We start from the raw sequence: 25,007 nt of genomic DNA on the forward strand, positions 1-25,007 counted from the left end.
GGACCCGGCCGGATCGCTTTCTTGCGCCACCCGACTTGAACTCGGGCCTGCAAAGAGCCATTCAAGAGACCTGAAGCAACTCGGGGACGAGGCTCATGAGCCAGGTCAAACGGCGGCTGGCGGCAATCCTTTGCGCCGACGCGGTCCAGTATTCCAGGCTCATGGAGGCCGACGAGGACGGCACGCTCGGCCGGCTTCGCACCTGCCGCGAGGCGATCGCCGGGCTGGTCGCCGCCCGCGACGGACGCATCGTCAACACCTGGGGCGATGCGGTGATCGTCGAGTTCGCCTCTGTCATCGAGGCCGTGCGCTGCGCCACCGAGATCCAGGGCGAGCTGGCGAAGCGCAACGAGGCGCTTCCCGAGGCCGAGCGCATGGCCTTCCGCATCGGGCTCAATCTCGGCGACGTGATGGTCGAGGGCGACGATATCTATGGCGACGGGGTCAACATCGCCGCGCGCCTGCAGCAGATGGCCGAACCCGGCGGCATCGTCATTTCCGGCACGGTCCACGACCAGGTGAAATCGAAACTCGCCATGGGCTTCGAGCCGCTGGGCGCCCACGCGGTCAAGAACATTTCCGATCCGGTCGACACCTGGCGCATCCGTGTCGGCGGCGACAACGCGGCCCGTCCGGCGCGGGACGGCAACCCCGCCGGCATGTCCGCGCCCGCCATCCCGTCACCGGAGCAGCGGCCCCTCGGGCAGGCGGTCCACGCCGCGCTCGGCTGGTACCGGTCCCAGTCGCGACGGGTCCAGACAGCCGTCGGCGGCATCGCCTTCTTCTTCATCCTCAACATGCTGACAGGCCCGGGAACGCTCTGGTTCCAGTGGCCGTCGCTGCCCTTCCTGGCAATGATCCTGTTTGGCGGGTTGCGGCGCAGGGAACGCTGAGGACGACGTGACAAAAAAGCGGCCGCGGACAAGCCCGCGGCCGAGTTTCGCCGTTTGGCGGGACCCTTGATGTGGGAGGGAGCCCCGCCGAACCTGCCCGATTGAATCGCCCTCAGACCGTGCCGCCAAGCTCCGCGCCAAGGTCCTGCAACTCCTTGCCGCCGGCCATCAGGTTCTGCAGCGCGTCGATGGTGATCTCGCTCTTGCCGTGGGTGCCGAGCGTCTTGCCCCGGTTGAGCACGGTGAAGCGGTCGCCGACCGCAAAGGCGTGACGGACATTGTGGGTGATGAAGATCACCCCGAGCCCCTTCGCCCGCACCTGGTTGATGTATTTCAGCACCATCGAGGTCTGGGCGACACCGAGCGCCGAGGTCGGCTCGTCGAGGATCAGCACCTTGGCGCCGAAATAGACGGCGCGTGCGATGGCGACGCATTGCCGCTCGCCGCCCGACAGCGTGCCGACCGCCTGTTGCGGATCGCGCACGTCGATGCCGATGCGGTGCATTTCCTCGCGGGTCACCGCGTCGGCATGGGTCATGTCCATGTACTTGAACGGCCCCACCCCTTTCAGCGGCTCGCGCCCCATGAAGAAATTGCGGGTGATCGACATCAGCGGGATCATCGCCAGGTCCTGGTAGACCGTGGCGATGCCGGCATCGAGCGCGTCGCGCGGGCTGGAGAAGGAGACGGGGCGGCCCTCCACCTCGAAAGCGCCCGAAGTCGGCCGGTGCACGCCCGACAGCGTCTTGATCAGCGTCGACTTGCCGGCGCCATTGTCGCCGAGCAGGCACAGGACCTCGCCGGCATGAACGTTCATCGAGACGCCGCCCAGCGCGATGACCGAACCGAAATGCTTGACGAGGTCACGCACCTCGATGAGGGGCGGCACGGCGGAAGCGATCGAGGATGAGATGCTGCCCATGATCAGCGCTCCCCTGTCGCGCGTTTGCGGATGAAGTTGTTGAACAGCACCGCGATCAGCAGCATCCCGCCGAGAAAGACCAGGTACCAGTCCTGGTCGATGCCGGTATAGGTGAGGCCGATCAGCACCATGCCGAAGATGATCGCGCCGAAGAAGGCGCCGATCGCCGACCCGTAACCGCCGGTGAGCAGGCAGCCGCCGATCACCGCCGCGATGATCGCCTCGAACTCCTTCTGGAAGCCGCGCCGCGCATCGGTCGAGCCGGCATCCAGAACGGTCAGGATGGCGACCAGCGCCGCGCACATGGCGGTCGCCATGAACAGGATGGTCTTCACCCGCGTGACCGGCACGCCGGAATTGCGCGCCGCATTGGCATCGCCCCCGGCGGCGAAGATCCAGTTGCCGAACTTGGTGCGCAGCAGGATCCAGGTTGCGACCAGCGCAAGCGCGGCGAACCACAGGATCTCGACCGGAACGCCGGTGACCTTGGGCAGCCCGTTGCGGAACGTGTCGGTATAGCCGTTGGCGGCGAGCCAGGCGAACAGCCCCTCGAAGGCCTCGCCCGAGAAAAACTCCAGCACCGGGCTGTCACTGGCGGCTTCCTTGACGCCGCGCAGCTGCGTCGCCCCGCCGGTCGCCCATTTGAGACCCACCAGCGTCAGCCCGCGCAGGATGAACAGGAAGGCCAGCGTCACGATGAAGGAAGGAAGACCGGTGCGCAAAACGATCTGTCCGTTGAGCGCGCCGATGCCGCCGGCGAAGGCGAGCGTCGCGACAATGGCGACGACAAGCGGCATTTCCCAGGTGACCAGCACCGCGCCGAAGGCGAGCCCGGCAAAGGCGACCATGGAGCCGACCGAAAGGTCGAACTCGCCGCCGACCATGAGCAGCGCGGCGCCGATGGCGAGGATGCCGAGCTGGGCCGCAGGCGCCATGAAGTTCATCACGCCGGCGAGCGAGAACATCGCCGGATTGGCGACCAGCATGAAGAAGCCCGTCACCAGCACGAGGCCGGCAAGCGCGCCGAGCTCGGGCCGGCGCAGGAGCTTCGTCATCACGGTTGTCTGTCTCAGCCGCTCGTCCGCCGGCACGGGCGGAGAGGCGGCCGCCTGTTCATCGCTCATCTTGAAGAACCCGTTCCTTGTCCGCCGGACACCGGCGCGCATGCTGGCCGGCAGCGGATTACCCGCGCCGGACGGGCCGCGCGGGGAGGACACGCCCTCCCCGCGCGGTCGTTGTCTCAGCGAATGCCCTGTGCGGACAACTCGACCACCTGGGCCGCCTTTTCCTGGGTGATCAGGTTCGGACCCGACGGCACGTTGCCGCCCGGCATCAGGCCGTAGCGGGCATGGTTGGCCAGGAACACGACCGGCAGGTAGCCTTGCAGATACTGTTGCTGGTCGATGCCGAAGGCGGCCTCGCCATCGGCCACCGCCTGCAGGAAGTTGGCGGAGAGATCGAAGGTCGCGACCTTCACCTGCGAGAGCATGCCGCTGTCCTTGACCGCCTGCAGGGACGGTTCACCGGCAAGCGAGGCGCCAAGCGCCATCACCGTGTCGATGTCCCCGTCGGAGGCGAGCGCAGCCTTGACCTTGGCGAGGATCTCGGCCGGGTCGTTGGTGGTCGGCAGGACGGTCACCGGACCGCCGAAGCCGTCGGAAAAGCCCTGGCAGCGCTGGTCGAGCGAGACGTTGCCGACCTCGTGATTGACGCAGAGCCCCTTCTTGCCGCCCATTTCGGCGAGCGCCGCGCCCGCCTTCTTGCCGGCGTCGTATTCTTCCTGGCCGACATGAAGCGCCGCGCCAAGCGAGGCGGAAACGTCGGACCCCGAATTCATCGAGATCACCGGGATGCCGGCTGCAACCGCCTTGCGGATCGAATCGCCCAGCGCATCCGCGTCCGGGATCGAGACGATCAGCCCTTGCGGCTCCTGGTTGACCGCGGCATCGATCAGCTGCGACATCGCCACCATGTCGAACGTCTCGGGCGCGCGGTAGTCGACCGTGACGCCCATGTCCTCGCCGGCCTTGGCAACGCCGTTCTTGACCACCGACCAGAACGGATCGGCAGCCTGGCCATGGCTAACCACGATAATATTGATATCTTCGGCCGTTGCCGGCGCGGTGCCGGCAGTGGCGGCGAAACCGACCACGGCCGCGGCCGTGAGCAAGCGAGTGACGAACCGTTTCATGTGCTTTCCTCCCATCGTCCCCGTTTCGGGGCTCCGTTCAATGATTGTGTTGCGGCCCCTGGCGCGCCGCCTCGCCGGTTTCCGGCCACCGGCTCCTCCCGCGCGGCATCCGGAAATTTCAGAATGATGCATTCCAAAAAACATCATATGGAATTTTTATTCCATTTTTGCTTTCGCGGTGTCAAGCTGAAATCCGCCTCGTGCGCGCTTCGGCGCGTGCGGGACGCAGCGGAAGGCGAAAGGGAGGCAGGCCGGTGAGCGCCAGCAGCGACAAGGAACAGGACGATGTCCCCGCAGCCCCGCGCGACTACGACGCGCTGCGGGCGCTGCTGATCGAGCGCAAGCCCGCCATGCCGAAACGGCTGGCGCAGGTGGCGGCCTTTGCCGTCGACCGGCCAGACGACGTGACGTTCGGAACGGTTGCCGTCATCGCCGAGCAGGCCGGCGTGCAGCCCTCGACCCTGGTGCGCTTTGCCCAGTCTCTCGGCTACCAGGGCTTTTCGGAACTGCAGGACGTGTTCCGCGCAAGGCTGCGCGAGCGCTGGCCCGATTATGACGAGCGGCTGGAAGTGCTGCGCCGGCGCGCGGGCGAAACGCAAGGTGCCCATGCCCTGTTCGGCGATTTCGTCGACACCGCCGTCGCCTCGCTGCTGCGGCTGCGCAACACGCTCTCGCCGGCCACCATGGACGAGGCGGCGCGTGCCATGGCCCGCGCCCGGGTGATCTACCTGATCGGCCAGCGACGGGCCTTTCCCGTCAGCGCCTACATGGCCTATGCACTGTCGAAGCTCGGCATGGCGGCGGTGCTTGTCGACAACCTCGCCTCGCTCGGCCCCGAACAGGCGCTTGCCGCAACATCGGACGATCTCGTCGTCGCGATCAGCTTCACCCCCTACACCGCGCTGACCGTCGATGTCGCCAATGCGGCGGCGGCGCGCGGCGTGCCGGTCCTGGCGGTGACGGATTCGCCGTTCTCGCCGCTGATCCAGCCGGCACGCACGGTGATCGAGGTGGCGGAAGCCGATCTCGGCGCCTTCCGCTCGCTTTCCGGCACGCTGTGCCTTGCCATGGCGCTCTGCGTCGCCGCGGCCGAGATCCGCCGCAAGGGCGGCGGCGGCGACACGTCCGCCTGAGAAACGATGTGCAGGCTGCCGTCAGCTTGCCGGCGGCATGCCGGCCGGGCTGCGGTCGAATTTCGAGGCCAGCACGATGGCGGACTGCGAGCGCCGGACGCCCGGCACGACGGCGATCTCGTCGAGCGCTTCGTCGAGATCCTCGAGCTGCGGCGCCTCGACGACGAGGAAGATGTCGAACTCGCCGGCAATCGTCAGGCAGGTGCGTATCTCGGGAAAGGTGGCCAGCCGCTTCAGCGTCTCGCGCACCTGCTGCTGCTCCACCGCCAGCATGACCAGCGCCCGCACAATGTTGCCCGTATCCGGCCGCGCCAGCACGGCGGTGTAGCCGGCGATCGCCCCCGACCGCTCCAGCCTGGCAATGCGCTCGTGCACGGTGGACCGCGCCACCCCGAGACGCCGTGCAAGGTCCGAGGTCGGCATGCGTGCATTCATCTGCAGGAGTGCGATCAGCTTGCGGTCGAGTGCATCGCGAGGCGTGGTCATGGCGATCCGTTCACTGGGGGACGATGCCCCGGTCCGTCGATCTGCCGGTTATAGCGACGCATTGCCGGGCGCGCGAGAGGCGCAAACATCGCGGGATCGCGCGGCGGCTGTCCCCGGCGTCCACAGCCCAGCCGCCCGCCGACCGCCCGTCAGGCAACCTTCTTGCGAGAACCCCTTTGCCGCGCGGGCGCGCATCGCCTAAGTATGGGGTTCGAGACAGGGCCGCACGCGGCCGATTCCGTCTTCACAAGGAGCAGATCTTGCACATGACAAACAAGACGACCGATGTGCCGAGCCGCCTCGACGACGAGGACGAGGACAAGACCAAGACGCCGCCGTCCATCCAGGTCGACAAGCATCTGTTCGACGCGCGCACGGTGCTGATCACCGGGCCGATCACCCAGGAGCTGGCCCGCGACGTCAGCGCCCGGCTGATGGCCATGGCGCAGGTCTCGCACGACCCGATCACCGTGATCGTCTCCTCTCCCGGCGGCCACGTCGAATCCGGCGACATGATCCACGACACGATCAGGTTCATCGCCCCGGAAGTCCGCATTCTGGGCATGGGCTGGGTGGCGAGCGCCGGTGCCTTGATCTACATCTCGGTGCCCAAGGAGCGCCGCTACTGCACCCCGAACACCCGCTTCCTGCTGCATCAGCCGTCCGGCGGCGCCGGCGGCCAGGCCAGCGACATCGAGATCCAGGCACGCGAGATCCTCAAGATGCGCGACCGCCTCAACCATCTCTTCGCCGCCGCCACGGGCCAGCCGATGGAGCGGATCGAGAAGGACACCGACCGCGACTACTGGATGGGCCCCGAAGAGGCGATCGAGTACGGCCTGGTCGGCAAGATCGCGACGACGGTCGCCGATCTCGACTGAACACCTGCCGGCCCGCCCGCCATGTGAGGCGGACAGCGGGCCGACAGCAAGCTGACGATGGCCCGGTCGGCGCCCGCTCCCCCTTCAAGGCGGGTGCAGGTGCCGGCCGGGCCTTTTCTTTACGCAGCGTCAGCGCACCCGCCATCACCCCCAAGGGAAGGACCTCCCCATGAAACACCTGATCGTCGGCGGTATCGAGATGCCTGCCCTCGGGCTTGGCACGTGGCCGCTCTCCGGCGAGATCTGCCGCGACGTGGTGCGCGCCGCCCTCGAGAGCGGCTGGACCCATGTCGACACGGCGGCCATGTACGACAACGAGAAGGATGTCGGCGCCGGCCTGCGCGCCGCCGGCCAGCCCCGCGACAGCTATTTCCTGACCACCAAGGTCTGGCACGACAGTCTCGATCCGGAAAAGATGCTGAAGTCGTGCGAACACAGCCTCGACCGGCTCGGGCTCGACCATCTCGACCTGTTCCTGATCCACTGGCCCAACCCGCGCGTGCCGATGAAGGAGCAGATGGAGGCACTGACGGAGCTACGCGAGCGCGGCTGGACGCGGGCGATCGGCGTCTCCAACTTCACCGCCGCGATGGTGCGCGAGGCCCAGGATCTCGCCGGCGGACGGCTTGCCGTCAACCAGGTCGAGTACCACCCGTTCCTGTCGCAGGAGACGGTACGCGGTGCGCTCGAGAACGCCGGCATGGCGCTCACCGCCTATTCGCCGATCGCCAAGGGCCGCGTCACAGAACCCCAGGCCCTGCGCGACATCGGCAAGCGCCACGGCAAGAGCGAAGTGCAGGTCGCCCTGCGCTGGCTGGTGCAGCAGGACAATGTCGCCGCGATCCCGAAGACGGCGAACCCGGGCCGGCTTGCCGAGAATGCCGCGATCTTCGATTTCGAGCTGACAGACGATGAAATGGCCACGATCGGCGGCCTTGCCCGCCCGGACGGCCGCGGCATCGACCCGGACTTCGCCCCCGACTGGGACTGAAACCGGGAATGACCCGACCCCGGGGTGATGGCGGCGGCCGGCCCGTTCCGCCATCACCTTGCCGCGAAGGCACGGCAGAGTTTGCAGCCTGCGGCGCCAGACGCGGCAGGACGACAGTCAGGAGACCCGACCATGCAGGCCAGCACGATGCGCAAGCGCGACCGCACTGACAGTTCCCGGGGACACCGTGCCGGCCTCCGGCCGATCGCCGTGGCCCTTGCCGGCCTTGCCCTCGTCGCCGGCTTGCCAAAGCCGGCCGAGGCGCAGCGCCCGGATCTGCGCCGGATGAGCTGCGCCCAGGCGCAATCGCTGGTGGCGCGGCACGGCGCCATCGTGATGACCACCGGCCGCCACACCTATCAGCGCTTCGTCGCCGGCCCGCGCTTCTGCGACCACTGGGAGGCGGTTCGCCCCGAGGTGCAGCAAACGCGCGACGCCCCGCGCTGTCTTGTCGGCTATATCTGCGAGACGCCGCTGTTCAGCCCCTTCGAGCGCGATTGATCCGCGGAGCCGCCGGCCTCCGGGCCCGGCTCGCGCAGGCTCGCCAGATAGTCCTGAAACCGCCGGCCGCTTTCATGGCGAAAGCGGCCGCCCGTCTCCGCCGCTTCCGCGATCCGGTCGAGGCGGAAATTGCGAAACCCGGACCGGTGCTCGCACCAGGCGGTGAGCAGCCAGACCTCGTCGAACAGCGTCAGGCCGAGCGGGCGGACCTGGCGGACGCTCCCCCGCCCCTCCAGGTCCACATAGCCGAGGCGGACAAGACGCCGCTCCCGGACGGCGCCGCGAAACAGCGGCAGCCACCTGTTGGCGATTTCCTCTCCGGCCTTGCGCCTTGAGACAGCACGCAGCGGCAGGTGCTGGAACGGGTTGCCGGCATCGCCGGCGACCGTCGCGCCGATCTTGCCCGACGCCCGTTCGGCAGCCGCCCGCAGGGCGCTGTCGCCACGCGCCCGGACCAGGCGCAGGCCAAGCATGACGGCCTCCAGCTCATCCGCATCGAAGCGCAGCGGCGGCAGGAAATATCCCCGCTCGAGCTGGTAGCCGAGCCCCGCCTCGCCGCGCACCGGCGCGCCCATCGCCTGCAGCGTTGCCATGTCGCGATAGATCGTGCGCGGCGAGACGTCGAGCGCGCGCGCCAGGACCTCGGCGGAAACCGGCGATACCGCGCTGCGCAGGTGGTCGAGAAGTGCAAAAAGCCGAAAGACCTTCATGGCCGGACCCTAGACCACACCCCTGACAGAAGGTGTCAGCATGAGTGCCTTAGATGGCGGCTCCTGCAACCAAGGAGGAACTCATGAACGGTCCATGCATGGAAGTCGTCACCTACCGCATCGCAAACCCCGAAACAGCGGACGTCCAGCGCCGCGCCGCCCGGGACCTTGCAAAGGGCCTTCCCGGATTTGTCGGATGGGTGCCGCTCAGCGGCGCCCAGGACCGGACTGAGCGGGTCGACATCGTCACCTGGGCCAGTCTTGAAGACGCCCGCAACGCGGCGGCGCTCGTCGGGGGATCGCCGGACTTCGCCGGATTTCGCGAGAGCATCAGTGAACTCGTCGGCATGGCGCATTTTTCCGCCGAAACCCGCCCGCAGGTCGCCATGGCCGCAGCCGAGGGGATGGAAATAGGCCGTTTCCACCTCAAGCCCGGTGTGAGCGAAGACGACATGCGCAAGGCGCATGAGCGTATGGTCGCGCAACACCTCTCCCGTCTGCCCGGCTGGCGCGGACAGCGCCTCGTCCGGCTTCAGGACGGCAGCTTCCTCGATCTCGCCTTCGCGGACAGCCAGGAAAGCGCGATTCGAATCTGCGACAGTTGGCAGGGAAATCCCGATTGCGCGGCCTTTCTCGCCCTGATCGAACCGGCGGGAATCGAGTTCGGTCAGGTGATTTAAAAAACATGTCGGGCGCGGCGGGCCGCCGCATCACGTCGCGCCCCATCCCGCAAAGGGCACCAAAGCGCCAAGCCTTTGCTTCGGATAGGGAAAATTATTCAAGAAAATCCAAAAACAACCTGTGGATGCATATTTAAACTTGATGATTACGATAAGTTACGCAGATGGATTCAGGAATTATTTAGTCCGCACTGCGATCGTCCGCATAGTTATCAGGTTTGCCGGAGGCAGTATGCGTATCATTACTTACATCCTCGCCGGAGGATGCGCGGCGATAGCAACGTCGGCCGCCCTCATCTATGCGCTGAACGAGACACAGGTCGCGACGGATCGGGTCACCACGGCCATCGAACGCAAGTATAACTCCTACCTTCTTGCAGATGAACTGCGCCAGGGTTCGGATGATCTGACACGACTTGCGCGCACCTATGTGGCCACGGGAGATTCGGCCTACGAACAGCAGTACAACGACATTCTCGCCATCCGCGACGGCAAGAAGCCGAGGCCGCAGGGCTACCATCGCATCTATTGGGATTTTGTCGCGGCCGGCGATGCCAAGCCACGCCCCGACGGCGCCGCGGCGGCGCTTCTCGACCAGATGCGGGATCTCGGGTTCACCGACGCGGAGTTCGAGCTTCTGAACGAGGCAAAGAGCAACTCGGATGGCCTCGTCGCGCTCGAGGTCGAGGCCATGAACTATGTCAAGGGCCTCGACAAGGACGGCAAGCCGATCGCCGGCAACGATCCGCTCAGGCCGATAAAGATGCTGCACAGCAGCCAGTATCACACTATCAAGGCCGAGATCATGAAGCCGGTCGACAGGTTCTACCAGCTCATGGAGGCCCGCACGCAAGGCGCGGTCCAGGACGCCGAGGCTTCCCGGAACACTGCCCAGACCACCCTGCTCGCCAGCGTGCTGGCGACGCTTCTGACACTCGCCGGCATCATCGCCGTCGTCTATCTGCGGGTGCTTCGCTCCATGACCCGGCTCGGCGATGAAATGACGGCGGTGGCCGGCGGCGAGATCGACACCAGCATCCGCGCGCTCGGCCGCAAGGACGAGATCGGCGACATGGCGGTGTCCCTGGAATCGTTCCGCCAGTCGCTGATCGACAAGCGACAGATGGAGGAACGCCGGTCCGAGGAAGCGGCGGCGATGAAACAGCGCCTGACCGAGGAGCGCAACCGGATCGCCCGCAGCTTCCAGGAACGCGTTTCCTCGATCTTCAAGGACCTGACCGTCTCGGTGCACGACCTGCAGGGCATGTCCAGCTCGCTGAAGCAGTCGGCGCAGGCAACCGACACGGAGTCCCGCAGCTCGCTGGCGGCAACGACGGAAGCCGGCTCGGCCGCGCAGACCGTGGCATCGGCGACAACCGAGCTGACCTCGTCGCTGGCCGAGATCTCGTCCCGCATCACGGATGTGAAGACGCGGATCGAATCCGCGACAAGCGTCTCGTCGCAGGCGAGCGAGAACATGAACCGTCTCGACAAGATGGCGGACAGCATCGGCACGGTAATCGGGCTCATTCAGGACATCGCCGAGCAGACCAATCTTCTGGCCCTCAACGCCACCATCGAGGCGGCCCGAGCCGGAGAATCCGGCAAGGGCTTCGCTGTCGTCGCCGCCGAGGTCAAGACGCTCGCAAACCAGACGGCGCGCGCCACCGAGGACATCCGCAGCCAGATCGAGGCCATCCAGACATCCACCTCCAGCTCGGTCACCTCGATCAACTCGATCAACGGCATCATGCTCGAGATCCAGGGCTTCATCGACGACCTGGCCTATTCGGTCCGCCAGCAGGAGGAGGCGACAGGAGAGATCGCCCAGGCGGCGCAGGTGTCGACCAACAATACCGAAACCCTGACCCTGTCCGTCAACAAGGTCGGCGAGATGACCCAGGACAACAGCCATCTTGCCGACCAGCTGCAGGAAGAATCCAAGACGCTGAACGAGCGGGCGGAGCAGCTGCAGACCGCGATCGACGGCTTTGTCTCGGAGGCTGCCGGCAAGGCCGCCTGATCCGACCGGCCACGGTCCCGAACCAGGGGGCGGCTTCCTTCGCGAAGCCGCCCCTTTTTCGTTCTGCGCAAGGCCACCGGCAGGGCACCCTCCCCAACCCGCCCGGCAGCCTCCGCCATTCGCCACATTTGACGCAGACCGCCAACCCGTTAAGCTCAGGTCAGAAAGATCAAGCTGTTCAGGCTCCCCGCGCGAGGTGAAAACCTGGACAGGCACTGGCGCAATTTCGGACTTGGAGGGGACAGCCGCACTTGCAAACATGACCCATGCAGACGAACGGCACGGTGACAACCGCGTCATCGTCCCGGTTCAACCGCTCCGGCAGGCGCACGACGCTGCGGAACCGGTTCAAGCGGCTTGAAAAGCGGCAGAACACAACAAGAGCAACGACGAGGGGATCGAGGCAGCATGGGGGAGAACGAGTTTTTCAACGAGATGCTGACCGCCGAGGGCAATCCGCGCGCGCCCTACCGGCGCCTTGCGGACTGGTTCGGCAAGATGTCGCCGGCCGAGATGCGCAAGAAGTCCCGCGAGGCGGAGACGATCTTCCGCAGGCTCGGCATCACCTTCGCCGTCTACGGCACCTCGGCGGCGACCGAGCGCCTGATCCCCTTCGACATCGTCCCGCGGGTGATCTCGGCCGCCGAATGGCGCCGCCTGTCCGCCGGCATCGACCAGCGGGTGCGCGCGCTCAACGCTTTCCTGCATGACATCTACCACCGTCAGGAGATCATCCGCGCCGGCCGCATTCCCGCCGACCTGATCGTCCAGAACGAAGCGTTCCTGCCCGAGATGATCGGCTTTGCCCCGGCGCGCCGTGTCTATGCCCATATTATAGGCACCGACCTGGTACGGGTCGGCGAGAACGACTTCTACGTGCTGGAGGACAACACCCGCACCCCCTCCGGCGTCTCCTACATGCTGGAGAACCGGGAAACGATGATGCGGATGTTCCCCGAGCTCTTCCAGCAGAACCGGGTGGCTCCGATCGACCAGTATCCCGACCTGCTTTACGAAACACTGGAGAGCGTTGCCCCGAAGAACTGCGAGGGCGACCCGACCATCTGCGTGTTGACGCCCGGCATCTTCAACTCGGCCTATTTCGAGCACGCGTTCCTGGCCGACAGCATGGGCGTGGAACTGTGCGAGGCGCGCGACCTCTATGTCGAGGACGGCAAGGTGTGGATGCGCACCACCCGCTCGCCGCAGCAGGTGCATGTCATCTACCGGCGCATCGACGACGCGTTCCTCGATCCCCTCACCTTCCGTCCCGACAGCATGCTCGGCGTGCCGGGCCTGTTCGACGCCTACCGCTCGGGCAACGTCACGATCTGCAACGCGCCGGGAACCGGCATTGCCGACGACAAGGCGATCTATGCCTACGTCCCGGACATCATCGAGTTCTACACCGGCCAGAAACCGATCCTGAAGAACGTGCCGACATGGAACTGCTCGCGCGAGGACGACCTGGCCTATGTGCTCGACAAGCTGCCGGAACTGGTGGTCAAGGAGGTGCACGGTTCGGGCGGCTACGGCATGCTGATCGGCCCGACCGCATCCAAGCGGGAGATCTCCGAATTCTCCAAGCGCCTGAAGGCCAACCCCGCCAACTACATCGCCCAGCCGACCCTGTCGCTCTCGGCCTGCCCCACCCATGTTGCCTCGGGACTTGCCCCGCGCCATGTCGACCTCAGGCCCTATGTGCTGGTCGGCGACAAGGTGCGCATCACCCCTGGCGGACTGACCCGCGTGGCACTGAAGAAAGGCTCCCTGGTGGTCAATTCCAGCCAGGGCGGCGGCACCAAGGACACCTGGGTTCTGGAGGACTGACACGACATGCTCGGCCGCACCGCCGCTTCGCTATTCTGGACCTCGCGCTACAACGAGCGCGCAGAGAACATGGCCCGCCTTCTCGAGGTCGGCTATCGCATCGCCATGACCCCGCGCCTTGGCCAGGACACGGCCGACGACTGGCGCTCGACGCTGACCAGCGCCGGCTGCGATCTCGCCTTTTTCGACAAGTATGACGAACTGACCAAGCGCGCCGTCGTCTCGCACATGCTGTTCGACGCCGACAATCCCTCCTCGGTGCGCTCCTGCATCGAGGCGGCGCGCAACAACGCCCGTTCGGTCAGGACCGCCATCACCGGGGAGATGTGGGAAAGCCTGAACACGACCTATATCGAGTTCATGGAAGTGCGCCCGCAGCACATGACCGACGACAAGCTGCCGGGTTTCCTGTCCTGGATCAAACAGCGTTCGATGCTGTTCCGCGGCGCCATGCTCGGCACCTTGATGCGCGACGAGGGCTATCACTTCTCGCAGTTCGGCTGCTTCATCGAGCGCGCCGACAACACGGCGCGCATCCTCGACGTGAAATACTGGATCCTGCTGCCCGACAACGAGGTCGTCGGAGGCGATCTCGACCGCTACCAGTGGTCGACGATCCTGCGCTCGGTTTCGGCGCATCGCAGCTATCGCCATGCCTATCGGGACGCGCAGGTACGCCCCTTCAACGTCGCCGAGTTCCTGATCCTGCGGAAGGAAATGCCGCGCTCGCTCGCCTATTGCTGCGACTGGATCAACGAGAGCCTGAGCGAACTGACCCAGCGCTACGGCGAAAGGCCGATGAGCTGCGACATGGCGCAAGGCACGCATGACCTGCTGGAGGCCGGCACCATGCACCAGATCTTCGTCAGCGGGCTGCACGAGTTCCTGTCCGACATGATCGCCCGCAACAACGCGCTTGGCGCGCAGCTCGCCGCCGACTACCACTTTGCCTGAGGCCGCCGGGCCGCCGCACAGCGATCCCCCGCCGCGCGGGAGCACGCCAGCGAGAAGCCGGACGCCCGCCGGGCGAAGCCGGACGCCAAGACCGAGGGAGACCCACGCGCTATGCGCCTGAACGTCAAGCATGTCACGCGCTACAGCTACGACCGTCCGCTTGCCCATATGGTTCAGCAGCTCCGCCTGACTCCGCCGGCAAGCGCGGGACAGAAGATCCTGTCGTGGAAAATCGACGTGCCGGGCTACGAGACCTCGGCGCATTACAACGACGCCTTCTGCAACCGGGTGGACGTGGTCAGCCATCGCGATCCGGTGAGCGAGTTGAGCGTCAGCGTCGAGGGCGTGGTGGAAACCGAGGACCGCGCCGGCGTCGTCGGCGCCACGCCCGGCCCGCCCGATGCCGTTTTCCTCCGCTTCACACCGCTGACAAAGGCCAATCCGGCAATCCGCCGGCTGGGTGCGCTGGCCGAGCGCGCCAATGACGAGGCCGTTTCCGGCTTTCACGACCTGATGCAGGCGATCCGCGAAAAGGTCGCCTACCGCACCGGCGTGACGGAGGTCCATACATCGGCCGTCGACGCGCTCAACACCGGCGAGGGCGTGTGCCAGGATCACGCCCATATCTTCATCGCGGCCGCCCGCTCGATCGGCATCCCCGCCCGTTACGTCTCCGGCTACATGCTGCTGGAGGACGCGCAGGATTCCGAAGCGCATCACGCCTGGGCGGAGGTGCTGCTGCCGACGCTCGGCTGGGTCGGCTTCGACGTGTCCAACGGCGTCTGCCCGACCGACCGCTACATCCGCCTGACCAGCGGGCTCGATTCCCGCTCCGCCGCGCCGATCCGCGGGATTCGCATAGGCGGGTCCGGCGAAAACATGGATGTCGAGGTGGCGGTTTCCCGGGAATCGCAGCAAAGTCAGCAATGACAGGCATTGCCCGCGGGCAACCGAACCTGTCAAATCACACGGGTCCGGCGCTTGCGCGAATCGCCAAGGCACCGCCGGACAGGATTGCGTCCTCCCCGTTCGGAGACTGACTGGTCATGACCTATTGCGTCGGTCTGAAGCTCGACCGCGGCCTCGTGATGGCCGCCGACACGCGCACAAATGCCGGCTTCGACAATGTCGCCACCTTCAAGAAGCTGCATGTCTGGGAAAAGCCCGGCGAGCGCGTGCTGTGCCTGATGTCGGCCGGCAACCTTGCCGTCACCCAGTCGGTTGTCAGCCTGCTGACGGAACGGCTGCACGGCGACGAGCCTGGCCGCGCGACGCTGCACAGCGTCGAGACGATGTTCCAGGCCGCCCGCATCGTTGGCAGCGCGGTGCGCGACGTGCGTGCCATCGACGGCGACGCGCTTGCCGCCAATTCCGAGAATTTCAGCGTCACCATGCTGCTCGGCGGCCAGATCAAGGGCGAGGCGCCGCGCCTGTTCCAGATCTACTCGGCCGGCAATTTCATCGAGGCTTCCGCCGACACGCCCTTCCTGCAGATCGGCGAGCACAAATACGGCAAGCCGATCCTCGACCGGGTGACCCAGGCCGACATGCGCCTCGGCCAGGCGGCCAAGCTGGTGCTGCTGTCGTTCAACTCGACCCTGCGCTCGAACCTTTCGGTCGGCATGCCCATCGACATGCTGCTCTACAACACCGACAGCTTCTCCGCCCACCGGCAGACCCGGATCGCCGAGGACGATGCCTATTTCGCGGACCTGTCGCGGATGTGGTCGGAAAAGCTGCGCGACGCGGTCGCCGAGATCCCCGACTTCGAGATCTGAGCGCCGCCGCCCTCACCCCTCGACGATGCGCCCGTCCTCCATGCGCACGATGCGGTCGGCGAGATCGAGGATGCGGTTGTCATGGGTGACCATCAGCGTCGTCGTTCCGCGCTCGCGGCCGAGCCGGCGCAGCATCTCGACAACCGCAAAGCCGCTTTCCTTGTCGAGCGCCGCGGTCGGTTCGTCGGCAAGCACCACCGGCGGATTGCCGACAAGCGCCCTGGCGACCGCAACGCGCTGCTTCTGCCCCCCGGAGAGATTGCCCGGCAGGTAGTCCACCCGTTCCGACAGGCCGACGAGACCCAGCACATGACGCGCCGCCTCACGCCAGTCGCCGGAAACCCGCGCGCCGTGCACCTCCAGCCCCATGCGGACGTTTTGCAGCGCGGTCAGGCTTTCATGCAGGTTGTGCGCCTGGAAGATGAAGCCCAGATCGCGCCGGCACTGGACGAGTTCGGCTTCCGGCGCGCCGTTGAGTTCATGCCCGAGCAGGTCGACCGAGCCCGCCTCCACCCGGCGCAGGCAGCCGATCAGCGTCAGCAGGGTGGTCTTGCCCGAGCCGGACGCCCCCATCAGCACGACGAGCTGGCCGCGGCGGATTTCCAGGTCGATGTCGAAGAGCACCTGCTTGCGCGCCTCGCCCTCGCCGAACCAGTGGTCGAGGCCGGCGACGCGAATGGCAGTGTCGGGATCCTCCTGCATGGTCAGAAAAGCTCGGCCGGGTTGGCGCGCGCCAGACGGCGCGTGGCGATGGCCCCCGACAGGGCGCACATGGAGAGCGTTCCAAGGAAGACGAAGACCGGCCGGCCGGCCGGCATGAAGATCGGCAGGCCCGTGCCCGCGGCGACCGCCGCATAAAGGCCGAGCGCCAACAGGACACCGGGCACGAAGCCGAACAGCGCCAGGATGAAGGCCTCCTCGAAGACGATGCCGAGGAAGAAGCGCTGCGGATAGCCCATCGCCTTGAAGGTGGCGTATTCGCGGATGTGGTCGGCAACGTCGGTGGAAAGCACCTGGTAGACGATGATCACGCCGACCAGCACGCCGATGACGACGCCGAAGCCGAAGACGACACCGACCGGCTTCTGTGTCGTCTGGAAGCGCTGGTCGCGGGTTGCCGCCTCCTCGATCGTCCACACGGCGCTGTCGGAAGCGGGAAGGCTGGCCCTGAGGTCCGCGATCACGGCCGCGCGTCCGGCCTCGGGCGCAAGGCGCACCAGAACATAGTTCGGCGCCCCCGGCAGCCGCGCCGGGAACAGGCGCAGGAAGGTCTGGTCGGAGACGATGAGATAGCCGTCGGCGGAAAACCCGCCGCCGATGGCGAAGGTACCGGTGACGGTCAGCTCGCGCCCCTTCGTCTCGAAACGGTAGGGTTCACCCGCCTCGATCGCGGCGAAGAGCCCGGGCGGCGCGTTGCGGGTCTTGCGGTCGATCAGGGCCACGTCCGGCAGCGTCAGGGCCTCGCTCGCCCGTGCCAGTGCCGGCTCGTCGAAGGCAGCGCCCTGCGGATCGACGCCGAAGACGTCCATGGTGCGAATGGTGCCGTCCGGCTGCTTCCAGTCGATGCGGCCGTAATAGAGGCTGGTCGCCGAGGCGACGCCCTCGACGGCGAGCGCCTGATAGAGCCGGTTGCGCGGCAGCGGCGATCCGTCGAACAGGGTGTTGGCGTCCGAGGCCGAGACAAGAATGTCGGCATTGAGGATCGTGTAGGGCAAACGGATGCTCTCGATCAGGGCGCCGAGAAAGCCGAGTTGCATGAAGATCAGCACATTGGCAAAGGCAACGCCCGACAGCGCCGCCGCCAACCGCCCCTTGTTGTGGACGAGTTGCAGCCAGCCGATCGGCAGGCGGCCCAGCAGCCGGGTCAGCAGCGCGGTCATCGCCTCCCGCTCCCCCGTTTGCTGCCCACATCGCTGCCCACATCGCTACCCATGTCGCTCTCCGTCGCGCGGCCCGTCTCGATCCGCGCCGTGACCTGCAGGTTGGTCAGCCGGCGCACGCGGGCAACGGCCTCCGGGGCGATGGCCGCACGGACCTTCACCACGCGCGCATCGGTGCGCGCGGCCGGATCCGCGCCCGTCGCCGTCTGCCGGCCGACATCCCAGCCGATCCGTTCGATCCGGCCGGGAATCGTTCCCGTGAACGCTTCCGAGGTGATCTCCACCCGGTTCCCGACCTCGACCGCGCCGATCCGCGACTGGTAGACCTCGATCTCGGCGACCATCCGGTCGACCTCGCCCATGTCGAGAATGCCGTCCGTGCCCGGCCGCTCACCGGGGCGCACATGGATGTCGAGGACAACGCCGTCCATCGGCGCCCGCACGACGGATTTCGCAAGGTCGCCGCGCGCCACAGCAAGTGCTGCCCGGGCGGCATCCAGATTGCTGCGCGCAACGGCAATGTCCGTCTGCTCGTCCGGATCCGTCGCCGCATAGCGCGAGAGCGTGGCACGGGCGCTTTCCACCGCCCGCTCCGCCGCGTCGCGTTCCGCCGCACGTGCGTCAAAGGTGGCCCGGGTGACGTGGCCGCGCGCCAACAGCTCCTCGGCGCGCGCGAATTCGCGCTGCGCGGTGGCGGCGGCAACCAGCGCGCGGTCGAGGGCCGCCCGGGATTCGGCAAGGCTGGCGGTAACCGACACTCGCCGCTGCGCAAGCTCGGCCGCGCGCAGGCGCACGGTCGCCTCGGCGGAGAGAACCGCAGCCTCGAGTATCGGCCGGTTGTCGAGCTCGGCAAGAAGATCGCCGGCCGCGACCCGGTCGCCTTCCGCCACCAGCAGGCCGGCCATGCGGGCATCGCCCGCACCGAAGGGCGGCGCGACGGTGACGACAAACCCGTCCGGCAGCAGCCGGCCGAGCCCGTAGACGGCCTCCGGCCCGGCATCGTCGACAACAGCACCCGTTCCGGCCGAAGCGGACTGTACCGCCGGGCGGGGATCGCCCACCGGCCAGGGCACGAGGCCGCGCGCCTGAAACACGACACCGGCGGCCCCGCCCGCGACAAGCAGGACAAGACCGAGCGCAAGGCTACGCAGCCGGCCAGGGATCGTCCATAGTCGGCCTCTGGCCGCAGCCGTGCCAGGCGCCCCGCGCCGGACGACCTTCAGCGGCAGCGATGGCGGCTGCGCGGCAGCGGCGGACGTATCTTCCCGGTCCTGGCTGCCCGCAGCCCAGGCCTTGACGGGCTTCGGCTCGGGGATTGATGACATGACACGATCCTGTTAATGACCCGAAAGTCACTAACAGGCAATGCAAGGACATGCAAGGACGATGACGGAGAGCGACACCGCCCCGGCAACCCCGCCGCGCAGGCGACGGCGCAAGGAGGCCCGTCCGGGCGAGATCATCGACGCGGGGCTGGCGGAATTCGCCGAGAACGGCTTCGCGGCGACACGGCTGGAGGATGTCGCGAAGCGCGCCGGCATCGCCAAGGGCACGATCTACCGCTATTTCGCCAGCAAGGAAGACCTGTTCGAGGCGGCGCTCTCCTCGCGCCTGACGCCGTTCTTCGACGACGTCTCGGGAATGGTCGACGCCTTTCCCGGCTCCACGGAAGATCTCGTGCGGGCCATGTTGCCGCGCATCTACGCGGCGCTGTTCGAAGGGGGCCTGCATGTGATGATGCGCATCATCATCACGGAGGGCGGACGCTTCCCGGCGATTGCCGAACTTTATCACCACCGCGTCATCAGCCGCGGCCGCGAGATGATCTCGGCGCTGGTGGCGCGCGGTGTGCGGCGTGGTGAAGTCCACGAAAGCGCGCTCACCGACCTGCCGATGGTGATCGTCGCGCCGGCGGTGATGACCATCGTCTGGAAGATGACCTTCGACCGTTTCGACCCCGTCGAGACCGAGCGCTTCCTCGCCGCCCACGTCGAGCTGGTGCTGCACGGTCTCCTGGTGAAAAAGCCCGGCGCCGCGGCCACGTGAGACGACCTGGCGGCGGCGATGAACCGGGTCAGGCCATCTGCTCGTCCCAGTCCATCTCGTCGGCCTTGTCGTAACCGCGGACGTTCCAGACGACATCGTACTGGATCGGCGCGTGATCGTTCTCGTCCCAGCTGTCGTAACCTGGATCGGGCGGATCGGGATTGCACAGGACCGTGCCCTCATTGTGCCAGATATAGTCGAGAACCGCTGGCCGGTAGCCGCCACCACGAGACACATGCGTTGCCTGAAGTCCCGGCGGTCGCCGCTCCCAGCCGAAACTTGCCAGTTCCCGCGCGGCGTTCCTGGGAAACTCGTTGTAGGGGATGTTCATGTCGCCGATCAGCACCGCCCTCGTCTCGAGTTGGTCGAGATGGTGGCAGGCCTCCAGTATCTCCTGCTGCGCAAGATCGTACCGCGCCGACTTCGCGTGGATACCGCCAACGGCCAGCGTCTGTCCCTGCAGGATGATCATCGGCCGCACCCAGTCCGGCTCCCAATAGAACCGGACCCGGCCGCCGAGGCCGTTCAGCTGCGGAATGCTGTTGTTCCAGATGACCGCAAAGTTGCAGGGGCTGACCTGGTCGCCATTGCCCTCGGACCAGTGGAAGGCGCCCTGCATATCGAATTGCAGAAGGCCGATCCGGCGGCTGAGCCGCGTTGCCAGTTCGCGGGCGAACCTGTCGCCCCCGTCGCGCCGCCGCGAGACCTCGGCGAGAATGAGGATGTCGAAGCGCGAGGAGGTGAACCAGCGATCTATGGAGCGCATGACGAAACTGCTGCGACGCAGCATCTGGCTCTCGAACGCCGCCTGCCCTTCCGCCGGGAGCACGTTGTGCTTCTCGATGTTCCAGAAACCGACGGTCAGATAGTCCCGGCCCCGCATGCACGATCCCTCCGAAACGAAAAGGAAACGACCGGCGACGGAACTCCGGCGGCGGAGCCGGATCGCGAGCGCCGCCCGCACGACCGGCCGAGGTAAACATTCACACCCTTGAATTGCAAGATTGGTTTATGCAGTTTTTGATATTGAACGATGCCACACCCCTTGATAGCGTCTCGGAACGCCACATCCACAAGGTGCATTCCTCATGAACGATCTCTACGCAAGGGCACTGACCGGTCGTCTCTATGCGACCGAAACGGACACGACCGTGACCATCCAGGTCTACAACAAGCTGCCCGTAAGGATCGCGCTCTACAACACGACCGCCTCGGGCATCCGCGTGCTTCTCGGCCATATCGAGCCGAGCTCCAACGCTTCCGTGGGCGGAACGGACGGCGACTATCTGGTGATCTCCTCGGCGCTGAGCGGCAGCTTCATAAGCGCCTATGCCCTGACGACGAGCGAGACCAGCTATACGGTCGACAACTCCGTCCTGACCGAGCCGAACGACATCGGCTCGATCCCCCAGCCGACCTCCGATGTCCTGGTCCCGGTCAACTCGCCTCTGGTGATGGTCGCGATCTCCACCGTCACGCCGGCGAATGCGAGTTCCGACAACTACATCACCCGCGAGCAATACTGGAACCTGCAGGGCGACAGCTACAGCCTGAGCGTCGGGGAGAGCCGGACCGTGAGCTACACGATCGTCTCCGGCCGCCAGACGACCTCCTCGACCGAAGACACGGTCGGGGCTTCCGTCGGCGTCGACGCCCATGCCGGCTGGGGACCGATCTCGGCCGGCATCTCCGCCAGTCTCAATGCGCAATCGACCACTTTCCAGCAGGTCTCCGTCAACGAACAGACCACCTCCTACGTGTCCGACACGGTGACCAATTCCGGCGCCGACGACATGGTGGTGCTGCGCTGGCAGATGACGGACATGATCACCGTGTTCGCGCCGAGTTACCAGCCGCTGGCATCGATCGTCAGCGGGCTGAACCCGATCATCGTCAAGTCCTACAATATCTCCAGCCTGCTTTCCGCGGAGGTCCGCCCGGCGCTCGTCGCGCGCCAGACCCCGGTCAGCATGTGGTGAAGAACCGCCGCAGGGCCGATCCTGCCCTTCGGTTCACCCGGTCGCTCCGTTTCCTCCAGCAAGGACTGCACCCATGAGCTGTTGCGATTCCAGCCTCGTCAAGGTCATCAACAATTCCGGTACGGACTTCACCGTCACCGCCTCGGACGGCGTTGTCGGCAACCTGCACGACCTCGACAAGGGGACCGACATTCCCGACCAGGGCAGTTCCTCCGGCTATGCCTTTTCGAGCGGCGGCACGGACGGCGCCTGTTCGGGCTACATCACCATCACGACCGCCAACGGCAGCTACGCCCTCACGCTGAACTACGCCTTCACCCCCTCGAACAACTTCGGCGCCTGCCCCTGCACGCCGACCGCCCAGGACAACGTGACCTCGGGCAACTACCTTGCCACCGCCTCGGTGGCGACGGGTTCCGACGATGGCGGGGCCAGCACCGTGTGGACCATCACCGCCCAGCTCACCTGATCCCCGCCACGTCGAAACGCGTCCCTGAAACGCTGCCATGAAACGCTGCCCTGAAACGCAGAACGGCCCGCCGGATCACTCCGGCGGGCCGTCCCTCATCAAACCCCTCACCCCGGATCAGGTCAGCCGATATCGCGCCCGGAGCAGGCATCGAGGATCGACGCCGCCGCGTCGAAATCGCGGCGGCGCAATGCCCTGACCTGGGTGGCTTCCGGATCGGTGCCCCACAGGCGGATGTTCCAGTCCTCGTCGACAAAGGCGGCCGCCCACGCCTCGTCCGCCGAGAGCCTGCCCTCGGCCAGCGCCAGAGCCAGCAGCGCCGACCCGCAAAGCGTCGTCGCGACATGCAGCCCGGTCAGGCGCAGCACCGGGAACGGTTGCAGGCTTGCGCGGATGCGCGCGATCAGGCCCGCATCCTGGGTGACCGGCATGATCCCCTCGGCCAAGAGGAAGCGTCCGCCATAGCGCGCTTCGGCCCAGGCGATGACAGGCCCCCAATGGGCCTCCTGAAGTTCGACCAGTTCCTGCGGGCTTTCCGCGCGGTAGAAGACGAGGTCGTTGCCGGCATAGGCGGCGACATCGTCGGCAACCTCGTCCGCGCGCGCCGGCACCGAATCGATCGCCACATTGGCGATCCGGGTCAACGGCATGGTCTGCGGGTCGATCTGCTCACCCTGGGCCCGCCATTCCTCGGCGACGACCCGGGCAAGCGCCTCCTCGGCAAGCACCAGCGGCTTGCGCCCGGCCGTCTTCACCGCGCGCCCGTCGAGCAGCACGGCATGGCCGCCCTCCTGCAAGCCGAGCGAGACGTCCTTGTAGAAGCGCTTTGGCAGGGCACGCCGCGACAGGGCCCGGGTCCGCTCGACGGGATCGACCGGATCGCCCGCCTCCAGCTCGCTCAACAGATCTCGCATCAGACCGCCTCCCGTCCCGCAACCGCCTGCTGCCAGCCGAGCGTCTCGCCCAGCGCCGGCAGCAGCATGTCGAACCCGTCGATGATCCGCGCCGGCGCCGCCTGCGCCAGCCGCTCGCGCGGGTGATACCCCCAGGTGACGCCGATGCCGGCAACCCCGGCGGCCCGCGCCATCTCCATGTCGAAGCCCGTATCGCCGATCATGACGGTGCGCGACGCCTCCGCCCCGGTCTCTTCCATCGCCTGCAGGATCATGCCCGGATGCGGCTTGGACGGCGCCTTGTCGGCGGTCTGGATGGTGACGAAGCGCCCTTCCAGCCCGTGCGCCTCCTGCATGTGGAGAACGCCGCGCATCGCCTTGCCGGTGGCGACCCCGAGCAGGACGTCCTCGCGCGCCGACAGCGCGTCGAGCGCGGCAAGCGCGCCGGGATAGAGCGGGTCGTGATCGAGGCCGGCAAGCCGGCGGGCAACCTTGGCCTCCCGGTAGGCATCGGCCATCGCCGGCACCATGTGGTGATGTTCGGGCGCCGTCAGTTGCGCGAAGGCAACCTCGAGCGACAACCCGACGATGGAGAGCGCTGTCGCACGTTCCGGAGCCGGCAGGCCGACAGCGGCAAAACCGACGCCGAGCCCGTGCAGGATGGTCTCCTGGCTGTCGACCAGGGTGCCGTCGCAATCGAAGATGACCAGGTACAGGGCCTACTCCTCCGGATCGTTGATGTCGGGGTCGTACTGGCGGGCATCGAACCCGAGCAGGTTCCAGCTCTGCTGCATATGGGCCGGCAGCGGCGCGGACACGTCGATCACGCCGCGTCCCGAGGGATGGGGAATGACGATGCGGCGCGCATGCAGGTGCAGCTTGTTCTGCAGGCCGCCGGGGAACTCCCAGTTCTCGATGTTGAAATACTTCGGGTCGCCGACGATCGGGTGATGGATATGGGCCATGTGGGCGCGCAGCTGGTGGGTTCGCCCTGTGATCGGGCGGAGCGACACCCAGGAGACCTTCGGCCCGGCGTTCTCCACCACCGAATAGAGCGAGACGGAATGCTGGGCGTCGTCCTCTCCGTGCCGGGCAACGCGCATGCGCTCCTCGTCCTCGTCGCGGGCAAGATAGGTTGAAATGCGACCCTGCCGGGGCTTGGGCACATGGGCGACGAGCGCCCAGTAGATCTTGCGGGTCTGGCGGGCGCGGAAGGATTTCGCCATTTCCGAGGCCGCCTTGCGCGTCTTGGCAAGCAGCAGGATGCCGGAGGTCTCCCGGTCGAGCCGGTGCACCAGGCGCGGCTTTTCGCCCTTCTGGTCGCGGAATGCTTCCAGCATGCCGTCAAGATGGCGGGTCAGGCCGGAACCGCCCTGCACGGCAAGGCCGGCGGACTTGTTCAGCACCATGACTTCGCGGTCCTCGTAGAGGATCATCGCCTCGACCGCCTCGCGGTCGCCGGCAACAAGCTTGCGGGGCTTCGGCTTGGCGTTGGCGCTGTCCTTCGCCGCCACATGCGCATCGACGGTCAGCGGCGGGATGCGCACGACCTGGCCGTCCTCGACGCGGGTCGAGGTCTCCGCGCGCTTGCCGTCGACACGCACCTGTCCGGTGCGCAACAGTTTCTGCAGGTGTCCATGGCCCAGCCCGGGAAAATGGGTCTTGAACCAGCGGTCGAGCCGCATGCCGGCCTCGTCGGAGGTGACGGTCTTCTGTTCGATGCCGGCCATGGCTGTCCTTGTACCTGGGGCGCGCGCGCAGGCCCTT

The 25,007-nt window shown here is 66.7% G+C and carries 26 protein-coding genes; 14 read left to right on the forward strand and 12 right to left on the reverse strand.

Going from position 1 to position 25,007, the window contains the following annotated elements; genetic code table 11:
* The first annotated feature begins 95 nt into the window (after positions 1 to 95).
* The gene (locus ACQY46_RS18490; RefSeq protein ID WP_428697469.1) at positions 96 to 893 is read left to right on the forward strand and encodes an adenylate/guanylate cyclase domain-containing protein; all 798 of its coding nucleotides are present in this window, start codon (positions 96 to 98) and stop codon (positions 891 to 893) included.
* Positions 894 to 1,005: 112 nt separating this feature from the next.
* Here the strand turns inward: ACQY46_RS18490 and ACQY46_RS18495 are convergent, their stop codons facing one another.
* The 3 genes from ACQY46_RS18495 to ACQY46_RS18505 form a co-directional block, all read right to left on the reverse strand.
* Entirely contained in the window at positions 1,006 to 1,815 is an 810-nt protein-coding gene (locus ACQY46_RS18495; protein ID WP_428697470.1) for an ATP-binding cassette domain-containing protein, read from the reverse strand.
* 2 nt (positions 1,816 to 1,817) lie between these two features.
* Positions 1,818 to 2,939, reverse strand: coding sequence for an ABC transporter permease (locus tag ACQY46_RS18500; RefSeq protein ID WP_428697471.1), 1,122 nt, complete (start codon positions 2,937 to 2,939; stop codon positions 1,818 to 1,820).
* A gap of 116 nt (positions 2,940 to 3,055) precedes the next feature.
* On the reverse strand, positions 3,056 to 4,006 hold the full coding sequence (locus ACQY46_RS18505) for a sugar ABC transporter substrate-binding protein (RefSeq protein ID WP_428697472.1): 951 nt from the start codon (positions 4,004 to 4,006) through the stop codon (positions 3,056 to 3,058).
* Positions 4,007 to 4,260: 254 nt separating this feature from the next.
* On the opposite strand from ACQY46_RS18505, the gene ACQY46_RS18510 reads away from it, so the two are divergent.
* Positions 4,261 to 5,139 carry a MurR/RpiR family transcriptional regulator gene (locus tag ACQY46_RS18510; protein WP_428697473.1) on the forward strand — a complete coding sequence of 293 codons (879 nt, stop codon included), beginning with the start codon at positions 4,261 to 4,263 and terminating at the stop codon, positions 5,137 to 5,139.
* 21 nt (positions 5,140 to 5,160) lie between these two features.
* Here ACQY46_RS18510 and ACQY46_RS18515 read toward each other — a convergent pair whose 3' ends face one another.
* A complete protein-coding gene (locus ACQY46_RS18515) occupies positions 5,161 to 5,625 on the reverse strand; it encodes an Lrp/AsnC family transcriptional regulator (RefSeq protein ID WP_428697474.1) in 465 nt (154 codons plus the stop codon).
* Positions 5,626 to 5,891: 266 nt separating this feature from the next.
* Here ACQY46_RS18515 and ACQY46_RS18520 point away from each other — a divergent pair, with 266 nt between their 5' ends.
* The 3 genes from ACQY46_RS18520 to ACQY46_RS18530 all read left to right on the forward strand — a co-directional run bounded on the left by ACQY46_RS18520 (position 5,892) and on the right by ACQY46_RS18530 (position 7,998).
* A complete protein-coding gene (locus ACQY46_RS18520; protein WP_428697475.1) occupies positions 5,892 to 6,506 on the forward strand; it encodes an ATP-dependent Clp protease proteolytic subunit in 615 nt (204 codons plus the stop codon).
* Between the two features lie 169 nt (positions 6,507 to 6,675).
* Positions 6,676 to 7,497, forward strand: a complete 822-nt coding sequence (locus ACQY46_RS18525) for an aldo/keto reductase (RefSeq protein ID WP_428697476.1) — start codon at positions 6,676 to 6,678, stop codon at positions 7,495 to 7,497.
* Positions 7,498 to 7,629: 132 nt separating this feature from the next.
* Positions 7,630 to 7,998: a hypothetical protein gene (locus tag ACQY46_RS18530; RefSeq protein WP_428697477.1), complete on the forward strand. Its 369-nt coding sequence runs from the start codon at positions 7,630 to 7,632 to the stop codon at positions 7,996 to 7,998.
* On the opposite strand, the gene ACQY46_RS18535 is transcribed toward ACQY46_RS18530, so the two are convergent.
* Positions 7,953 to 8,708, reverse strand: a complete 756-nt coding sequence (locus tag ACQY46_RS18535) for a helix-turn-helix transcriptional regulator (RefSeq protein ID WP_428697478.1) — start codon at positions 8,706 to 8,708, stop codon at positions 7,953 to 7,955. The genes ACQY46_RS18530 and ACQY46_RS18535 overlap by 46 nt on opposite strands.
* 83 nt (positions 8,709 to 8,791) lie before the next feature.
* Here ACQY46_RS18535 and ACQY46_RS18540 point away from each other — a divergent pair, with 83 nt between their 5' ends.
* The 6 genes from ACQY46_RS18540 (at position 8,792) to ACQY46_RS18565 (ending at position 15,973) form a co-directional block, all read left to right on the forward strand.
* Entirely contained in the window at positions 8,792 to 9,388 is a 597-nt protein-coding gene (locus ACQY46_RS18540) for a hypothetical protein (RefSeq protein ID WP_428697479.1), read from the forward strand.
* A 232-nt stretch (positions 9,389 to 9,620) separates the two neighbouring features.
* On the forward strand, positions 9,621 to 11,411 hold the full coding sequence (locus ACQY46_RS18545; RefSeq protein WP_428697480.1) for a methyl-accepting chemotaxis protein: 1,791 nt from the start codon (positions 9,621 to 9,623) through the stop codon (positions 11,409 to 11,411).
* A 408-nt stretch (positions 11,412 to 11,819) separates the two neighbouring features.
* Positions 11,820 to 13,241 (forward strand): circularly permuted type 2 ATP-grasp protein, encoded by a 1,422-nt coding sequence (locus tag ACQY46_RS18550; protein WP_428697481.1) that lies wholly within the window; start codon positions 11,820 to 11,822, stop codon positions 13,239 to 13,241.
* Between the two features lie 6 nt (positions 13,242 to 13,247).
* The gene (locus tag ACQY46_RS18555; RefSeq protein ID WP_428697482.1) at positions 13,248 to 14,195 is read left to right on the forward strand and encodes an alpha-E domain-containing protein; all 948 of its coding nucleotides are present in this window, start codon (positions 13,248 to 13,250) and stop codon (positions 14,193 to 14,195) included.
* A 111-nt stretch (positions 14,196 to 14,306) separates the two neighbouring features.
* On the forward strand, positions 14,307 to 15,125 hold the full coding sequence (locus ACQY46_RS18560) for a transglutaminase family protein (RefSeq protein ID WP_428697483.1): 819 nt from the start codon (positions 14,307 to 14,309) through the stop codon (positions 15,123 to 15,125).
* A 116-nt stretch (positions 15,126 to 15,241) separates the two neighbouring features.
* Positions 15,242 to 15,973, forward strand: a complete 732-nt coding sequence (locus ACQY46_RS18565; protein WP_428697484.1) for a peptidase — start codon at positions 15,242 to 15,244, stop codon at positions 15,971 to 15,973.
* A 12-nt stretch (positions 15,974 to 15,985) separates the two neighbouring features.
* Here the strand turns inward: ACQY46_RS18565 and ACQY46_RS18570 are convergent, their stop codons facing one another.
* From ACQY46_RS18570 to ACQY46_RS18580, 3 genes are read right to left on the reverse strand one after another with little or no spacing between them, the layout of a single operon-like run.
* Positions 15,986 to 16,675 (reverse strand): ATP-binding cassette domain-containing protein, encoded by a 690-nt coding sequence (locus tag ACQY46_RS18570; protein ID WP_428697485.1) that lies wholly within the window; start codon positions 16,673 to 16,675, stop codon positions 15,986 to 15,988.
* 2 nt (positions 16,676 to 16,677) lie between these two features.
* Entirely contained in the window at positions 16,678 to 17,853 is a 1,176-nt protein-coding gene (gene devC, locus ACQY46_RS18575) for an ABC transporter permease DevC (RefSeq protein ID WP_428697486.1), read from the reverse strand.
* On the reverse strand, positions 17,850 to 19,178 hold the full coding sequence (locus ACQY46_RS18580) for an HlyD family efflux transporter periplasmic adaptor subunit (RefSeq protein WP_428697487.1): 1,329 nt from the start codon (positions 19,176 to 19,178) through the stop codon (positions 17,850 to 17,852). The genes devC and ACQY46_RS18580 overlap by 4 nt, the downstream gene beginning before the upstream one ends.
* Positions 19,179 to 19,239: 61 nt before the next feature.
* Here ACQY46_RS18580 and ACQY46_RS18585 point away from each other — a divergent pair, with 61 nt between their 5' ends.
* Entirely contained in the window at positions 19,240 to 19,899 is a 660-nt protein-coding gene (locus ACQY46_RS18585) for a TetR/AcrR family transcriptional regulator (RefSeq protein WP_428697488.1), read from the forward strand.
* A gap of 28 nt (positions 19,900 to 19,927) precedes the next feature.
* On the opposite strand, the gene ACQY46_RS18590 is transcribed toward ACQY46_RS18585, so the two are convergent.
* On the reverse strand, positions 19,928 to 20,782 hold the full coding sequence (locus tag ACQY46_RS18590; protein ID WP_428697489.1) for an endonuclease/exonuclease/phosphatase family protein: 855 nt from the start codon (positions 20,780 to 20,782) through the stop codon (positions 19,928 to 19,930).
* Between the two features lie 205 nt (positions 20,783 to 20,987).
* Here ACQY46_RS18590 and ACQY46_RS18595 point away from each other — a divergent pair, with 205 nt between their 5' ends.
* Together ACQY46_RS18595 and ACQY46_RS18600 are read left to right on the forward strand one after the other, a co-directional pair.
* On the forward strand, positions 20,988 to 21,878 hold the full coding sequence (locus ACQY46_RS18595; RefSeq protein ID WP_428697490.1) for a hypothetical protein: 891 nt from the start codon (positions 20,988 to 20,990) through the stop codon (positions 21,876 to 21,878).
* 73 nt (positions 21,879 to 21,951) lie between these two features.
* Positions 21,952 to 22,347 carry a hypothetical protein gene (locus tag ACQY46_RS18600; protein ID WP_428697491.1) on the forward strand — a complete coding sequence of 132 codons (396 nt, stop codon included), beginning with the start codon at positions 21,952 to 21,954 and terminating at the stop codon, positions 22,345 to 22,347.
* A gap of 122 nt (positions 22,348 to 22,469) precedes the next feature.
* On the opposite strand, the gene ACQY46_RS18605 is transcribed toward ACQY46_RS18600, so the two are convergent.
* The 3 genes from ACQY46_RS18605 to ACQY46_RS18615 are packed head-to-tail and all read right to left on the reverse strand — an operon-like array spanning position 22,470 to position 24,970.
* The gene (locus ACQY46_RS18605) at positions 22,470 to 23,261 is read right to left on the reverse strand and encodes an ATP12 family chaperone protein (protein WP_428697492.1); all 792 of its coding nucleotides are present in this window, start codon (positions 23,259 to 23,261) and stop codon (positions 22,470 to 22,472) included.
* Entirely contained in the window at positions 23,261 to 23,956 is a 696-nt protein-coding gene (locus ACQY46_RS18610; RefSeq protein ID WP_428700520.1) for an HAD-IA family hydrolase, read from the reverse strand. Before ACQY46_RS18610 ends, ACQY46_RS18605 begins: the two co-directional genes overlap by 1 nt.
* A gap of 3 nt (positions 23,957 to 23,959) precedes the next feature.
* Positions 23,960 to 24,970 (reverse strand): RluA family pseudouridine synthase, encoded by a 1,011-nt coding sequence (locus ACQY46_RS18615; RefSeq protein ID WP_428697493.1) that lies wholly within the window; start codon positions 24,968 to 24,970, stop codon positions 23,960 to 23,962.
* Positions 24,971 to 25,007 lie beyond the last annotated feature (37 nt).

The organism is Stappia sp., assembly GCF_965276915.1.
Lineage (GTDB): Bacteria > Pseudomonadota > Alphaproteobacteria > Rhizobiales > Stappiaceae > Stappia.

Coding starts and splice junctions, on each gene's coding strand:
- ACQY46_RS18490 (WP_428697469.1), top strand. CDS start 96: ATGAGCCAGGTCAAACGGCGGCTGGCGGCAATCCTTTGCGCCGACGCG.
- ACQY46_RS18495 (WP_428697470.1), bottom strand. CDS start 1,815: ATGGGCAGCATCTCATCCTCGATCGCTTCCGCCGTGCCGCCCCTCATC.
- ACQY46_RS18500 (WP_428697471.1), bottom strand. CDS start 2,939: ATGAGCGATGAACAGGCGGCCGCCTCTCCGCCCGTGCCGGCGGACGAG.
- ACQY46_RS18505 (WP_428697472.1), bottom strand. CDS start 4,006: ATGAAACGGTTCGTCACTCGCTTGCTCACGGCCGCGGCCGTGGTCGGT.
- ACQY46_RS18515 (WP_428697474.1), bottom strand. CDS start 5,625: ATGACCACGCCTCGCGATGCACTCGACCGCAAGCTGATCGCACTCCTG.
- ACQY46_RS18520 (WP_428697475.1), top strand. CDS start 5,892: ATGACAAACAAGACGACCGATGTGCCGAGCCGCCTCGACGACGAGGAC.
- ACQY46_RS18525 (WP_428697476.1), top strand. CDS start 6,676: ATGAAACACCTGATCGTCGGCGGTATCGAGATGCCTGCCCTCGGGCTT.
- ACQY46_RS18530 (WP_428697477.1), top strand. CDS start 7,630: ATGCAGGCCAGCACGATGCGCAAGCGCGACCGCACTGACAGTTCCCGG.
- ACQY46_RS18535 (WP_428697478.1), bottom strand. CDS start 8,708: ATGAAGGTCTTTCGGCTTTTTGCACTTCTCGACCACCTGCGCAGCGCG.
- ACQY46_RS18540 (WP_428697479.1), top strand. CDS start 8,792: ATGAACGGTCCATGCATGGAAGTCGTCACCTACCGCATCGCAAACCCC.
- ACQY46_RS18545 (WP_428697480.1), top strand. CDS start 9,621: ATGCGTATCATTACTTACATCCTCGCCGGAGGATGCGCGGCGATAGCA.
- ACQY46_RS18550 (WP_428697481.1), top strand. CDS start 11,820: ATGGGGGAGAACGAGTTTTTCAACGAGATGCTGACCGCCGAGGGCAAT.
- ACQY46_RS18555 (WP_428697482.1), top strand. CDS start 13,248: ATGCTCGGCCGCACCGCCGCTTCGCTATTCTGGACCTCGCGCTACAAC.
- ACQY46_RS18560 (WP_428697483.1), top strand. CDS start 14,307: ATGCGCCTGAACGTCAAGCATGTCACGCGCTACAGCTACGACCGTCCG.
- ACQY46_RS18565 (WP_428697484.1), top strand. CDS start 15,242: ATGACCTATTGCGTCGGTCTGAAGCTCGACCGCGGCCTCGTGATGGCC.
- ACQY46_RS18570 (WP_428697485.1), bottom strand. CDS start 16,675: ATGCAGGAGGATCCCGACACTGCCATTCGCGTCGCCGGCCTCGACCAC.
- devC (WP_428697486.1), bottom strand. CDS start 17,853: ATGACCGCGCTGCTGACCCGGCTGCTGGGCCGCCTGCCGATCGGCTGG.
- ACQY46_RS18580 (WP_428697487.1), bottom strand. CDS start 19,178: ATGTCATCAATCCCCGAGCCGAAGCCCGTCAAGGCCTGGGCTGCGGGC.
- ACQY46_RS18585 (WP_428697488.1), top strand. CDS start 19,240: ATGACGGAGAGCGACACCGCCCCGGCAACCCCGCCGCGCAGGCGACGG.
- ACQY46_RS18590 (WP_428697489.1), bottom strand. CDS start 20,782: ATGCGGGGCCGGGACTATCTGACCGTCGGTTTCTGGAACATCGAGAAG.
- ACQY46_RS18595 (WP_428697490.1), top strand. CDS start 20,988: ATGAACGATCTCTACGCAAGGGCACTGACCGGTCGTCTCTATGCGACC.
- ACQY46_RS18600 (WP_428697491.1), top strand. CDS start 21,952: ATGAGCTGTTGCGATTCCAGCCTCGTCAAGGTCATCAACAATTCCGGT.
- ACQY46_RS18605 (WP_428697492.1), bottom strand. CDS start 23,261: ATGCGAGATCTGTTGAGCGAGCTGGAGGCGGGCGATCCGGTCGATCCC.
- ACQY46_RS18615 (WP_428697493.1), bottom strand. CDS start 24,970: ATGGCCGGCATCGAACAGAAGACCGTCACCTCCGACGAGGCCGGCATG.